At 70.4% G+C, this 13,255-nt stretch carries 12 protein-coding genes; 8 read left to right on the forward strand and 4 right to left on the reverse strand.

Annotation, left to right across the window (positions count from 1 at the left end):
* The first annotated feature begins 12 nt into the window (after positions 1-12).
* The 6 genes from JWN97_RS17210 (at position 13) to JWN97_RS17235 (ending at position 9,326) form a co-directional block, all read left to right on the forward strand.
* Complete coding sequence (locus tag JWN97_RS17210; protein WP_297625457.1) at positions 13-1,206, forward strand: XdhC/CoxI family protein; 1,194 nt, start codon at positions 13-15, stop codon at positions 1,204-1,206.
* 87 nt (positions 1,207-1,293) lie between these two features.
* Positions 1,294-2,760, forward strand: a complete 1,467-nt coding sequence (gene tcuA / locus JWN97_RS17215; protein WP_297625460.1) for an FAD-dependent tricarballylate dehydrogenase TcuA — start codon at positions 1,294-1,296, stop codon at positions 2,758-2,760.
* A gap of 772 nt (positions 2,761-3,532) precedes the next feature.
* A complete protein-coding gene (locus JWN97_RS17220) occupies positions 3,533-4,177 on the forward strand; it encodes an urea carboxylase-associated family protein (RefSeq protein ID WP_297625463.1) in 645 nt (214 codons plus the stop codon).
* Between the two features lie 108 nt (positions 4,178-4,285).
* On the forward strand, positions 4,286-5,254 hold the full coding sequence (locus JWN97_RS17225; RefSeq protein ID WP_297625466.1) for a DMT family transporter: 969 nt from the start codon (positions 4,286-4,288) through the stop codon (positions 5,252-5,254).
* 43 nt (positions 5,255-5,297) lie between these two features.
* Entirely contained in the window at positions 5,298-6,707 is a 1,410-nt protein-coding gene (locus JWN97_RS17230; RefSeq protein ID WP_297625619.1) for an MFS transporter, read from the forward strand.
* A 174-nt stretch (positions 6,708-6,881) separates the two neighbouring features.
* On the forward strand, positions 6,882-9,326 hold the full coding sequence (locus tag JWN97_RS17235) for an immune inhibitor A domain-containing protein (protein WP_297625470.1): 2,445 nt from the start codon (positions 6,882-6,884) through the stop codon (positions 9,324-9,326).
* Positions 9,327-9,404: 78 nt separating this feature from the next.
* On the opposite strand, the gene JWN97_RS17240 is transcribed toward JWN97_RS17235, so the two are convergent.
* Together JWN97_RS17240 and JWN97_RS17245 are read right to left on the reverse strand one after the other, a co-directional pair.
* Positions 9,405-9,800 (reverse strand): hypothetical protein, encoded by a 396-nt coding sequence (locus tag JWN97_RS17240; protein WP_297625472.1) that lies wholly within the window; start codon positions 9,798-9,800, stop codon positions 9,405-9,407.
* Positions 9,801-9,838: 38 nt separating this feature from the next.
* Positions 9,839-10,942, reverse strand: a complete 1,104-nt coding sequence (locus tag JWN97_RS17245) for a prolyl oligopeptidase family serine peptidase (protein ID WP_297625474.1) — start codon at positions 10,940-10,942, stop codon at positions 9,839-9,841.
* Between the two features lie 87 nt (positions 10,943-11,029).
* On the opposite strand from JWN97_RS17245, the gene JWN97_RS17250 reads away from it, so the two are divergent.
* Positions 11,030-11,875, forward strand: a complete 846-nt coding sequence (locus JWN97_RS17250) for a sigma-70 family RNA polymerase sigma factor (protein ID WP_297625476.1) — start codon at positions 11,030-11,032, stop codon at positions 11,873-11,875.
* Positions 11,876-11,893: 18 nt separating this feature from the next.
* Here JWN97_RS17250 and JWN97_RS17255 read toward each other — a convergent pair whose 3' ends face one another.
* Complete coding sequence (locus tag JWN97_RS17255; protein ID WP_297625479.1) at positions 11,894-12,511, reverse strand: ATP-dependent endonuclease; 618 nt, start codon at positions 12,509-12,511, stop codon at positions 11,894-11,896.
* 111 nt (positions 12,512-12,622) lie between these two features.
* On the opposite strand from JWN97_RS17255, the gene JWN97_RS17260 reads away from it, so the two are divergent.
* Positions 12,623-12,850 (forward strand): hypothetical protein, encoded by a 228-nt coding sequence (locus JWN97_RS17260; protein ID WP_297625622.1) that lies wholly within the window; start codon positions 12,623-12,625, stop codon positions 12,848-12,850.
* Positions 12,851-12,868: 18 nt separating this feature from the next.
* Here the strand turns inward: JWN97_RS17260 and JWN97_RS17265 are convergent, their stop codons facing one another.
* The gene (locus tag JWN97_RS17265) at positions 12,869-13,183 is read right to left on the reverse strand and encodes a hypothetical protein (RefSeq protein WP_297625481.1); all 315 of its coding nucleotides are present in this window, start codon (positions 13,181-13,183) and stop codon (positions 12,869-12,871) included.
* Between the last annotated feature and the right edge of the window lie 72 nt (positions 13,184-13,255).

The raw sequence follows: 13,255 nt of genomic DNA on the forward strand, positions 1-13,255 counted from the left end.
CAGGGCTGCACGATGCGTGAGGTCCTCGACGAGTTGCTCGCCTGGTGGTCGGCCGGGGAAGTAGTCGGCGCCGGAACGGTCGTCGACACGTTCCGCTCGGCTCCCCAGCCGCCTGGAGCAACCATGCTCGTCGGACCAGACGGCACCGTGGCGGGCTCGGTGTCCGGGGGGTGCGTGGAAGGCACTGTCTACGACCTCGCTGCGGCGGTGCGAGAGACCCGAGAGGGGGCACTGCACTGGTTCGGGGTCTCCGACGACGACGCCTTCTCCGTCGGGCTGACCTGCGGCGGTGAGCTCGCGATCCTCATCACCGCCATCGATCAGGCCACCTTCGCGGACTTCGACCAGTTCGTCGACGACGTGAAGGCGGGTCGCCCCGTAGCGCTGGCCACCATCATCGAGCATCCCGACCCGACGCGCATCGGGCGACGGCTCGTCCTGCGACCCGCCCAGCCCCACTCCACGGGTGGGACCTCCACAGGCGACCTGGGTAGCGAACGGCTCAACCGCGCAGTCCTCGACGACGGACTGGGCCTTCTGTCGGCTGGCCAGGACAGCGTCATCGAATACGGTCCAGAAGGACAACGCCTCGAGCACGGATGCCGCGTGTTCGTCTGCTCCTTCGCCCCGGCTCCGCGGCTGATCGTGTTCGGCGCCATCGACTTCGCCAAGTCGATGACGACAGCCGGGCGCTTCCTCGGCTACGACGTCACCTTGTGCGATGCCCGTCCGATCTTCGCCACCTCCGAACGGTTCCCCGACGCCGATCGGGTCGTGGTGGACTGGCCGCACCGCTACCTGGCGGCCGAGCGAGACGCCGGGCGTCTCGACGCGCGCACGGCACTCACGGTCTTGACTCACGACCCGAAGTTCGACGTACCACTCCTCGAGGTGGCCCTTCGCCTGCCCGAGGTGGGCTACGTGGGGGCGATGGGGTCGCGTCAGGCGCACGAGGACCGATTGTCCAGGCTGCGCGAAGCCGGTGTGACCGCCGCTGAGCTCGCACGTTTGCGCTCGCCCATCGGTCTGGACCTGCGCGGACGCACCGCGGCCGAGACGGCGATGAGCATCGGCGCCGAGATCGTGGCGCTTCGCTGGGGCGGCACGGGGGCGCCGCTCTCGCGTGTGAACGGAAGCATCCATCAGCATGCAAGTGCGGACAACGCAACCACGCGCGAAGACCCTCGTCATCCGCGCCGGCGCTGACACGCACGAAATTCATGGCTGCAACGGCTTGTGCTCGACCGCCGTCTCTGCATACAGTTGTATTCAGACGATACGAGAGGCGGCAAAATGTCGAAGCGAGTCATTGTCGTAGGCGGGGGCAACGCAGCCCTGTGTGCGGCTCTTTCTGCCCGTGAGAACGGAGCAGACGTTGTGGTGCTCGAGCGCGCCGACGGCGACCTGAAGGGCGGCAACACCGCCTTCACCGCGGGCGCGATGCGCGTGGCGTACGAGGGAGTCGACGACCTGCTCACCTTGATGCCCGAGCTGACCGAGGACGAGCTGGCCACCACCGACTTCGGCAGCTACCCCGCGTCGGACTTCTTCGACGACATCGCACGCGTCACCGAGTACCGGACCGACCCTGAGCTCGCCAGCGTCCTGGCCGACGAGAGCCTGCCGACGCTGCAGTGGATGAACAAGCAGGGCGTGCGGTTCGTGCCCATCTATGGTCGCCAGGCCTTCAAGATCGACGGCCGCTTCAAGTTCTGGGGCGGTCTGACCGTCGAGGTGTCCGGCGGAGGCCCCGGCCTGGTCGACGCACTCACCAAGGCCGCCGCCAATGCCGGCGTGCAGGTCGAGTACGGCGCACGCGTGCTCTCGCTCGTCGCAGGTGACCAGGGCGTGACCGGGGTCACGGTGCGGCAGAACGGCGTCACCCGGGAGGAGCACGCAGACGCGGTGATCCTCGCCAGCGGCGGCTTCCAGGCGAACACCGCCTGGCGGACCCAGTACCTGGGCCCGAACTGGGACCTGGCCAAGGTGCGCGGCACCCAGTTCAACACCGGCGACGGTCACGACATGGCACTGCGTATCGGCGCCAGCCCCGCGGGCAACTGGTCCGGCTGCCATGCCGTCAGCTGGGAGCTCAACGCGCCGGAGTTCGGCGACATGGCCGTCGGTGACCACTTCCAGAAGCACAGCTACCCGTGGTCGGTGATGATCAACGCCGAGGGCAAGCGATTCGTCGATGAGGGCGCAGACTTCCGCAACTACACCTACGCCAAGTACGGACGCCGGGTGCTTGAGCAGCCCGGCCAGTTCGCCTGGCAGGTCTTCGACAGCAAGGTCAGCCACCTGCTGCGCGACGAGTACCGCATCAAGCAGGTCACCAAGGTCACCGCGAACACCCTCGAGGAGCTCGCCAAGAAGATGGACGGCGTGGACCCCGAAGGCTTCCTCGCCGAGATCCGCGCATACAACGCAGCCATCGACCAGGACGTCGCCTTCGACCCGAACGTCAAGGACGGACGTGGGACCACGGGTCTGGCGGTCAACAAGACCAACTGGGCCAACACCATCGAGGACGGGCCGTTCGAGGCCTACGCGGTCACCTGCGGCATCACCTTCACGTTCGGGGGCCTGCGCATCAATCCCGACGCCCAGGTGCTGGACACGGACCAGCGTGTCATCCCCAACCTGTACGCAGCAGGCGAGATCGTCGGCGGCGTCTTCTACTTCAACTACCCGGGTGGATCGGGACTGACGAACGGTTCCGTCTTCGGGAAGATCGCCGGAGCGAACGCGGCTCGCTAGTGCGGTCTTCGGCGGTTGCGGGCAGAGTGCGTCGACGCATCCAGAGAAACGCTCCACGGGATCATGGGAGGACACCTGTGTCGACGATGGCCGCACCACCCCTCTCGGCGAGTGAGAAGCCGACGACCTACTGGTTCACCGCATGCCAGTTCGTCGTCCGCACGGAGGACGAGGGGTTCACGCGAGAGGCCGCCTCCTTGGCACACGCCAAACAGATGGGAACCACCGTGACAGCGTGCGGGGCCTACGCCACGAGCTGGCACCGACTGTGGGAGGTGCCGTTCACCAGCAGGGTCAAGAACCCGTGTCCGCGGTGCCTGGAGGTGCTGGCCGAAACCGGGCCCGTCGAGCCCACCGGTCGGCGCCCGCGAGGTGGCGCCGACCGCCCGTGATCGCAGCGCCCCAATCGACGCAACCGGATCGAGGCCGAGATGACACTTCAAGGCGACAACCCAACGTGTCATCGCGTCCTCCCCTGGAAGCGTCCAGAAACGACCGGATGGGCGCGAAGGCAAGCACGGGAGGAAGACCCTGATGTGGGGACCGACCCGCTGTGGGCCACGACCGCGCGCGAGACAGGGTGGGCACCGGACTGGGAGCCCGCACCGGAGTAGGCCCGCCTGAGGACGAAGACCGGAGGCTTAGAAGGCCGGAGTGCAGATCGCGCCGAACAGATGCCCCGCCGCGGCGGGGCCGGCAGATCTCTCGTCTTCGCCAGGTGTGCGGGTCCGTATGCATGTATGCCGATGAACATTGACGACAGGAGATTGCGTTGATTCCCACTGAAGCCCTGACTGGCTCGTCCATCGTGTTCGACGAGGTGCTCCCTGCGAAGCAGGGCACCGCGTTCGAGATGGCCGCGGGCCAAGTGCTGCGCATCGTCGATATCGAGGGCCAGCAAGTGCCGGACCTGCTGTGCCTCAACAGTGCGGACTACACCGACAAGTTCTCTCCGCCGAACACGCAGCTGCTCAACCAGACGATCTTCCTCAAGACCGGGCACCACCTGTACTCAACACGGGCCGAGAAGATGATGACCATCATCGAGGACACGGTCGGAGTCCACGACGTGATCAGCGGCGGCTGCAGCGCCGCCACCAACGAGTTCCGTTACGGCGTTCGTGGTACGGCCAGTTGCCGCGGAAACTTCGAGAAGGCGCTCGCTCCCTACGGCGTTCCCGAGGCCGAGATCCCCTACAACTTCAACATCTTCATGAACGTCACGGTGTCGCCAGAGGGTGCGACCGCGATCGAGGAGTGCCCGAGCAAGCCCGGCGACTACATCGATCTCCTGGCGGACATGGACGTGCTGGTGGCGATCTCGAACTGCCCGCAGTCGCGCAATCCCTGCAACGGCTGGAACCCGACGGCGCTCCGCCTGATCCTTCACGAGCCGGGGGCACGGGTCGGCGCCTGAGCGGTCGCGTACGGCGGTGTAGGCGCGGGCGTGCGAATTGACGAGCGGCTTCTCAGCCAGCTGGGCAACCGTCGGAGGCCGGCCGCGCGGGGCCGATATCTTGACCCCGTGCAGGACGTCCGCGTTGCCCGAAACCTGGTCGGGGCAGTTCTCGTCACGACCTCGGCGGTCGCGTTCGGGTCGATGGCGATTCTCGGGGTCTGGGCACAGGAGGATGGCGCAGGCACCTGGCCTCTACTGATGCTCCGGTTCGGCATCGCCGCCCTGCTTCTGCTCATCATCGTCCGCGTCCGCCGGATCGAGCTGCCGTCACCGCGCCGGATCGCGGCGCTCGCCGCCATGGGTGGGATCGGCTACGTCGGTCAGTCGTACTGCTACTTCAGTGCGCTGCAGCACGCCGACGCCAGCACGGTGGCGCTGCTGCTCTACCTGTATCCCGCACTCGTCGCCGCTCTGGCCGCCGTGTTCCTCCACGAGCGACTCGCACCGTCGACAGTTGCCGCGCTGGTCCTGTCCCTGGCCGGCACCAGCCTTGTCGTCGGAGCGGGGACCGGGGAGCCCAAGGGGATCGCCCTGGCGGTCGGGGCAGCGTTCATCTACTCGGTCTACATCACCGTTGGCAGCCGGGTGATCCAGGGCGCCCACCCCCTCGTGGTCGCGCTCACCGTGTGCACGGCCGCCGCGACGGTCTGCGCCACAGCCGTCCTGGCCGGCGCCGCTCGGGGTCGTGAGATCCAGCTGCCAGAGTCGGCGCCCGGCTGGGTCGCCACTGCAATGATCGCCGTGGTCTGCACGGTCATCGCCATCGTCACCTTCTTCTCCGGCATGCAGCTGCTGGGACCCACCCGCACCGCCGTCCTCTCGACACTCGAGCCCGTCGTCACCGCGGTACTCGCCGTCACGCTTCTCTCACAGGTCCTGTCGCCCACGCAGATCGCTGGTGGGGTGCTGGTGATCGCAGCCGTGATCTGGCAGGCCACGCACCGCCATCCCGGCGTGACCTCACCCCGGGGCGGGGAACGCTCCCTCGCCATGAGCCTCCCCGATCACGGCTCGTGCCAGCAGCAGCGAAAGTAGGAAGCGGGAAGTCGGTGACTCCGCCTAGGGTCGTCGCGTGCCCATGGACGAGCTGGACCCGGTCCCTGCGGACCCCGCCGCAGCGCAGGTCGAGGCGCACCTGCCGCCCGGGGTGACCCGCGGCCCGGAGACCCTGCGCGCGTTCCGGCAGGTGCTCGGCAACACCCTGGTCGCCAACGTCACGTCGAGCTACCTCTGGTTCGCGCTGACCTTCTGGGCCTACCTCGAGACCCGCTCGGTGATGGCGACCGCGATCATCGGTGGCGGCTTCATGCTGTTCAGCGCCGTCTTCGGCACCTTCTTCGGCACACTCGTCGACCACCACCGCAAGAAGCACGTGATGGTCGTGTCCTCGACCGTCACGCTGGTCACCTACGCGGCCTCGGGTGGCCTGTGGCTGCTCCTCGGCGAGGACCGGCTGGCCGACTGGGGCAGCCCGTGGGTCTGGCTCTTCGCGGCGGTGATCCTCGTCGGCGGTGTCGTCGAGATCCTGCGCAACATCGCGCTCTCCACGACCGTCACCCTGCTGGTGCCCGAGGACGGACGCGACAAGGCCAACGGGCTGGTCGGCACCGTGCAGGGCATCGCCTTCATGATCACCAGCGTGTTCAGCGGCCTCAGCGTCGGCCTGCTCGGCATGGGCTGGACGCTGGCCGTCGCGATCGCGCTGACGGGGGTGTCCCTGCTCCACCTCGTGCCGATCTCCATCCCCGAGCTCGACCCCGAGGCGGAGGAGGGCGGCTCCCGCTTCGACGTGCGAGGCGCCGTCGCCGCCATCCGGCTCGTGCCGGGACTGGTGGCGCTCATCCTCTTCTCGACCTTCAACAACCTGGTCAGCGGCGTCTACATCGCCCTGATGGACCCCTACGGCCTGACGCTGTTCAGCGTCGAGGCCTGGGGCATCGTCCTGGGCGTCACCGGGCTCGGCTTCGTCGTGGGCGGCGGGCTGGTGGCCAGGTTCGGCCTCGGCGCCAATCCCGTGCGCACCCTCCTGCTGGTCAACCTCGGCATCGCGGTGCTCGGCATGGCCTTCACCCTGCGCGAGTGGGCGTGGCTCTACGTCGTCGGCATCTTCGCCTTCATGGCGATCATCCCGGCCGCGGAGGCGGCCGAGCAGACGATCCTCCAGCGGGTGGTCCCGTTCCGCACGCAGGGCCGGGTCTTCGGCTTCGCCCAGAGTGTCGAGCTGGCCGCGAGCCCGATCTCGGCCTTCATGATCGGGCCGATCGCGGAGTTCTGGCTGATCCCCTACATGGAGTCCGCCGAGGGTCGATCGACGTGGGGCTGGCTGGTCGGCGAGGGCGAGGCGCGCGGCGTCGCCCTGGTCTTCCTGGCCGCGGGAGCGATCATGCTGGTGACCGTCCTGGTCGCGCTCGCCTCCGCCCCCTACCGTCGCCTCTCAGCTGCGTACGCCGCCGCACCGACGCAGCAGCTCGAGGCCCAGCCCGGCTGACCTCGACGCTCGGTGACCCGGACGACCTGCGACCCGCACGACCTGCGACCCGCATGGCCGTTTCCCTCATCGAGGGGCTGTTCAACGCGGGTCCCGCGACCTAGGGTCCGGAGGGCAGGGAGTCGTCGTGGCCGATCCAGCCCGCCTTCCTGCCTCTCGGAAAGGAAGAACCTCGTGAGATCCACGACCCTCGGGCTGTCCTTGGCCCTGATCACCGGAGCAGGGGCGCTCAGCCTCGCCCCGGCCGTCGCCGCCCCCGCGGCGGACCCCCACGCGGGTGAAGCGCACGCGACGAACTCCGACCACGTCCTGCCCAACCCGGAGGCCGAGAAGCAGTCGGCACTGCGCCAGCAGGCCTGGGCCGACGTGCTCAGCGGTGAGGCGTCACCGCAGACCATCAACGGCAACAGCGTCCTCAAGCTCGGCAAGAAGCCGGCCGCGCCAACGCGCGGCAACGCGCGCCGCAAGGGCCGGACCACCGAGGACCAGTACGTCGAGCTCAGCAACGAGCGCACCGACAAGGTCTTCGTGTTCCTCGTCGACTTCGGCAACCAGCGCCACCCCAACTACCCCGACCGGGACACGGCACCGGCCATCCCGGGTCCGGTCACCTTCGAGGGACCGGGGTTCAACGAGATCCCGCAGCCCGGTCCCGACGACAACTCGACCCAGTGGCGCAAGAAGTACACCAAGAAGTACTACCAGGACCTCTACTTCGGTGACGGCGAGCTCGCCGACTCCCTGAAGAGCTACTACGAGCGCCAGTCCTCGGGTCGCTACAGCGTCGAGGGCATGGTCACCGACTTCACCACCGTCCCCTACAACGAGGCCCGCTACGGGCGCAGCGACGGCTACCCCTGCGCGAGCAACGTCTGCAGCAACACGTGGGCGCTGGTCGAGGACGGCATGACCCAGTGGGTCGCCGACCAGAGGGCCGCCGGCAAGACCGACGCCCAGATCAAGCGGATCGTGTCGCAGTACGACATCCGCGACCGCAACGACTTCGACGGTGACGGCAACTTCGACGAGCCGGACGGCTACATCGACCGGTTCCAGATCATCCACTCGGGTGGCGACCAGGCCGACGGCGACCCGACCTACGGCGAGGACGCCATCTGGAGCCACCGCTGGAAGGCGTTCCAGGACCGGGTCGGCAGCCAGGGCCCCGCGGGCAACCTCGACGGCGGCACGCAGATCGGCAACACCGGCATCTGGGTGGCCGACTACACCGTGCAGCCCGAGAACGGCGGCATCTCGGTGGTGGCCCACGAGTACGGCCACGACCTCGGCCTGCCCGACCACTACGACACGGCCGCCTCGGGCGACAACCCGGTGAGCTGGTGGACGCTGATGGCGCAGAGCCGCGTCTCCGCCGCGGGTGACCAGGGCATCGGCACCCGTGCCGCCGACCTGGGCGTCTGGGACAAGCTCCAGCTCGGCTGGCTCGACTACGAGACCGTCGTCGCGGGCCAGGACCGCACCATCGACCTCGGCCCCCACGAGTACAACTCCGCCAAGGCGCAAGGTGTGGCCGTCGTCCTCCCGGACAAGCAGGTCAGCACGACCCTGCCGACGCCTCCCGAGGGGACCAAGCAGTGGTTCAGCGGCTCCGGCAACAGCTACGCGGCCTCGATGGCGCGCACCGACCTGGCCGTCCCGGCCGGGACGACCACGCTGTCGCTGAAGGCGGCGTGGAACATCGAGGAGGACTACGACTACGGCTTCTTCGAGGTCCAGTCCCCGGCCGGCACCGGCACGTGGACGCCGATCGACACCGCGTCGATCGACCCGGACACCGATGGGGACGCCGACCCCGCCAACGACCCCGTCGCCGAGGCCGGCCTCGACGGCGTGAGCGACGGCTACGTCGACGCGACCTTCGACCTGTCGGCGTACGCCGGCCAGACCATCGGGTTCCGTGCCCGCTACGTCACCGACGGTGCCGTGCAGGGACAGGACCCCGACCTGGGCTGGTCGGGCCTGCTGGTGGACGACATCCGCGTCACCAACGGCACGACCACGGTCTTCGCCGACGGCGCCGAGACCTCGCCCAACGGGTGGACCCTCGACGGCTTCCGCTCGGTCGGGGCGAGCTACGACACGGCCTACGACCAGTTCTACCTGGCCAGCAACCGTGCCTACGTCTCCTACGACAAGTACCTCCAGACCGGTCCCTACAACTTCAGCTTCGCGGACCGGCCGGACTTCGTGGAGAAGTTCCCCTACCAGGACGGCCTCCTGGTGAACTACTGGGACTCGTCGTACTCCGACAACAACACCAGCCAGCACCCCGGTGGCGGCCTGGTGCTCCCGGTCGATGCCAACCCGCAGGCCCACTACAACCTGCAGGGCGTGCCGTGGCGCGGTCGCATCCAGACCTACGACGCACCGTTCGGCCTGCAGACGTCCGACTCGTTCTACCTGACGGCCGGCGGACAGCGGAGCTACGTCCGTGGTCGGCCGGCGAACCCGCTGTTCGACGACAGCGACCCCAACCGCTACTTCCAGCCGTTCGTCGACGCGGGCCTGCCCCGTGTCGGGGTGAAGGTGGCCGGGGCCGGCGTCTCGATCCGGGTGCTCTCGCAGAGCGGCACGAGCATGCAGGTCCGGGTGCAGTGACCCGTCACCGCTGACACACCGCACGACGGCGGGGCCGGGAGCTTGGTGCTCCCGGCCCCGCCGTCGTCCGTTCGGGGCTCAGGTCACGACGGTGACCCGGCTCGCGCGCACGACCGGGCCACCGCAGCCCAGGGCCGTCAGGTCCGGCGCGCCGGTGACCTGCACGCGGTCGCCGAGCACGAGCCCGGTCGCCGGCTCGCCGACGATCGTCCAGGTCGTCGCGTTGTCGTCCTCCACCACCACGCAGTCACCGACCTGCACCACCTCGCCGACGACGCGGAGCTTCTGCAGCCCGTCGCTCGGGGGAGTGGTCGGGGGCGGCGTCGGGGGTGGGGAGGACGTTGTCGGGCTCGACGAGCGCGGGGTGTCCCCCTCCGGGTCCTCCGCCGTGGTGCTGCCGCCGCCGTCGGCGCAGCCCGCGACGAGCAGGACGAGGACGGCGGTCGTGACGACGGCGGACGCGCGCGGGTGCATGGGGATGGGACGTCGGGCGGGCCCGGGGCGCTCCCGGATCACGCGGGCATGCGGGCCCGCAGGAAGCGCACCGTGCGGTCCATCGCCGCGACGAAGGTGGGACCGAACGCGTGCCCGTCGTCGTACCACTCCAGGGTCGAGTCGACGCCGGCCGCGGTGAGCGCGCGCTGGCTGGCGCGGGTCCACGGCGGCGGGCAGGTGTCGTCGAAGCGTCCGTGGACGAGCAGCACCGGCTCGCCGATGTCGCCGAAGGCGGGGCGGGCGGACACCCCGCGCCAGAACTCCGGGTCCTCCCCCGGCAGGCCGTGCCGTCCCCGGAAGGACGCCCGCAGCTCGGCGAGCGGGGCGTCGGGGCGCTGGAACTGGTCGAAGTTCTCGGCCTCGAGGCTCGACACCGACGCCCACCCGACGCCGGCGGCGAAGAGTCCCGGCTCGGCGGCCAGCGCCTTGATCATCACGCCGCCACCCATCGAGCGCCCGAACAGCGCCACCCGGTCCGGGTCCACCGCGACGTCGCGCGAGCCGCTCAGTGCCCGCGCGGCGGCGATGACGTCCGCGGAGTAGCCGAGGCGCACGGCCTGCTCGACCCGCGGGTCGTCGCCCGACTCGGCGTGGTTGCGGTAGTCGACGTGGAGTGCGACGTAGCCGCGCTGGGCGAGGAACCCGCGCTCGCGGGTCATGCCCTGGCCGCGGACGTAGTGGGCCGGGTCGATGTAGCCGTGGGCGAGCACCACCGCGGGGAACGGTCCACGCCCGGTCGGCACGTTGAGCACGCCGCTGATCCGCAGCGGTGCCGTGCCCGCGCCGGCGGTCGTCGAGGCGAAGGTGACGTCGTACGACGTGTAGTCGGCCGTGCGCTCGCGCACCGTGCCGAGCCGGAGGCCGCCGCCGGTGAGGTCCGCCGCGGCCAGGGCGGCCACCGAGATCGGGGGTGGCGCGTCCTCGGTGGGGTCCGCGCTGGGCTCGTCGGTCGGCTCCTGCGACGGTGCGTCCGAGGGGCTCGCGGACGCGGTCGACGAGGGAGTCGGTGACGGTGCCGAAGGGGCCCGCGTCGGCTCGGGAGGATCGGGCGTCCCCGAGCAGGCAGCGAGCAGGGGCAGGGTCGCCAGTGCGGCGGCGCCGCGGCGCCAGGAGCCGTCCATGGATCCAGTGTGCGTGAGTCCTGGTCACAGATCGGCGCGCTCGTTCGTCAGTGGTGTGGGAACAATGACCGTGGAGAGGGTGGGCCCATGGACCAGACGGAGATCTTCGAGGCCGAACGGCCGCGACTGCTGGGCATCGCGACGCGGGTGCTGGCCGACCATGCGGAGGCCGAGGACGTGGTCCAGCAGGCCTGGCTGCGGCTGGACCGCGCGGTGTCGCGGGACGCGACCGAGATCGACAACCTGCCGGCCTGGCTGACGACGGTGACCACCCGGTTGTGCCTGGACCGTCTCCGGTCGCGGACGCCGGTGCCGGTCGAGGAGGTGGAGCTCGCGGGGACCGCGCCCGACCCGGCCGACGACGTGGCGCTCGCCGACACGGTGGGCATCGCACTGCAGGCGGTGATCGACCGGCTGTCGCCGCGCGAGCGGGTGGCCTTCGTGCTGCACGACAGCTTCGGCTTCGAGTTCGGCACGATCGCCGCCGTCCTCGACACCACTCCCGCCGCGGCGCGCAAGCTCGCCTCCCGCGCGAGGGCCAAGGTCGCGCAGCCGGCGGCCCAGGACACGCTCGCGGACTGGGAGGTCGTCGACGCGTTCATGGCGGCCGCCCGCGAGGGCGACTTCGAGCGGCTGCTCCAGCTGCTCGCCCCGGACGCCGTCGTCGGGGCCGACGAGGCGGCGGTGCTCAGCGGCACGCCGGCCTCGATCGAGGGTCAGGGCGAGGTCGCGGCCTTCTTCAACGGCAGCGCCCACTCGGCGCTCGCGGTCTTCGTCGGCGACCGGCCGGCGGCGGCGTGGTACCTCCGCGGCGAGGCCAAGGTCGTCTTCGACTTCGCGGTCGCCGGGGGCAGGGTCGCGGGCATCACCTTCCGTGCGGAGCCCGCCGTCCTCGCCCAGGTCGTACGCCGCTCCGGTGGCGAGCGCGCCTGAGCCACGCGGTGGCCCTCGTCATCGCGTGCGGTCGAGGACCGCGACGAGGGGCGCCGGCACCGCGTCCACCGGCAGGGCCTCCACCAGCCACCCGGCGTACCGGGTCTTGCGGTGCGAGCCCGCACCGAGGAAGCGGCGCAGCTGCGCGGCGAAGTCGCGGGCGCGCCAGTCGGGCTGCTGCTGCAGGGTGCGGAACGACGTGAGGTCGCCGTGCGCGGCGAGGACGGACTCGGCGAGGTCGTGGCCCGCGGCGCGGATCACCTCGTCCTCGAGGTCCCGCACGCAGACGAAGAACCCCAGCGCGGCCAGGTCGTCACGGTCGCGTGGCCTGCCGAGGCCGGCCCGCGCCAGGTGGCGGCGGAGGTAGTCCTCCTCGGCCTCGTCGCAGAGCCCGACGAGGTGCAGCGCGGCGCCGCGCGGACCCAGGGTCCTGAGGTGGTGGGGCATCGCGTGCGCGCCGCCGCACGGCACGATCACGACACCCTCGGCGTCGAGGTCGCGGCCCTGACGCTCGGCGAGCGCCTCCAGCGCCGCCTGGTCGCTGATCCCCTCGACGAGCACTGCCGTGCGCGCCTCGGCGATGCGCGCCAGGGCGGCGGCCGTCGCGCGCTGCGGCGCACCCGATCCGCCCTCCACCCCGACCCCTTCCGCCCCGCTGTGTCACACCTGGTGCTCGCCGATCGTCATCATCGTGAGGGCACGGACAGGCCCCACGCCACCCCGACGAAAGGACGACCCGTGAAGACCATGACCTGCCGACAGCTCGGTGGCCCCTGCGACCTCGAGCACCGCGGTGAGACCCACGACGACGTCATCAACGCCCAGGACCAGCACCTCAAGCAGGCGGAGAAGGACGGCGACGCCACGCACCAGGCCGCGCGCGACGAGATGAAGGGTCGCTGGCGGCACCCGAAGAAGTCGCTCGGGTGGTACCGCGACATGAAGGCCGCCTTCGCCGCGCTCCCCGAGAGCTGACGCTCGCGTGGACGGGGGTCAGCCGGTGCGCCGGTCGGCCAGCAGCCAGGCGGCTCCGGCGCTGACCGCGGTCACCCCGAGCACCGACGGCCAGGTGCCGACCTTCGTCGCCAGTGGGTGCGAGACCCCCATCGCGGTCCAGTAGGCCGCGGAGAGCCCGGCCACCAGCGGCGCGCCGCCGACGGCGTACCACTGCCGCGCCGCCATCACGTTGGCGCCGAGCATCGCGGCCCCGCCGAGGGGACGTACGCCGGTCTGCTGGGCCAGCGCGAAGCCGCCGACGAGGCCGGCGGCGAGCAGGGGAGCGGTGGGGATGCGGGTCACGTCGGGCACGCGGAAAGCCTATCCAGCGGGTCCATGGTCAGATCGGGCCCCTCTCCGGGGTGCGCATGCGGCAGCGGATCG

Source organism: Nocardioides sp. (genome assembly GCF_025965415.1).
Taxonomy (GTDB): domain Bacteria; phylum Actinomycetota; class Actinomycetes; order Propionibacteriales; family Nocardioidaceae; genus Nocardioides.

Coding starts and splice junctions, on each gene's coding strand:
- JWN97_RS17210 (WP_297625457.1), top strand. CDS start 13: ATGCGTGAGGTCCTCGACGAGTTGCTCGCCTGGTGGTCGGCCGGGGAA.
- tcuA (WP_297625460.1), top strand. CDS start 1,294: ATGTCGAAGCGAGTCATTGTCGTAGGCGGGGGCAACGCAGCCCTGTGT.
- JWN97_RS17230 (WP_297625619.1), top strand. CDS start 5,298: ATGGACGAGCTGGACCCGGTCCCTGCGGACCCCGCCGCAGCGCAGGTC.
- JWN97_RS17240 (WP_297625472.1), bottom strand. CDS start 9,800: ATGCACCCGCGCGCGTCCGCCGTCGTCACGACCGCCGTCCTCGTCCTG.
- JWN97_RS17245 (WP_297625474.1), bottom strand. CDS start 10,942: ATGGACGGCTCCTGGCGCCGCGGCGCCGCCGCACTGGCGACCCTGCCC.
- JWN97_RS17250 (WP_297625476.1), top strand. CDS start 11,030: ATGGACCAGACGGAGATCTTCGAGGCCGAACGGCCGCGACTGCTGGGC.
- JWN97_RS17260 (WP_297625622.1), top strand. CDS start 12,623: ATGACCTGCCGACAGCTCGGTGGCCCCTGCGACCTCGAGCACCGCGGT.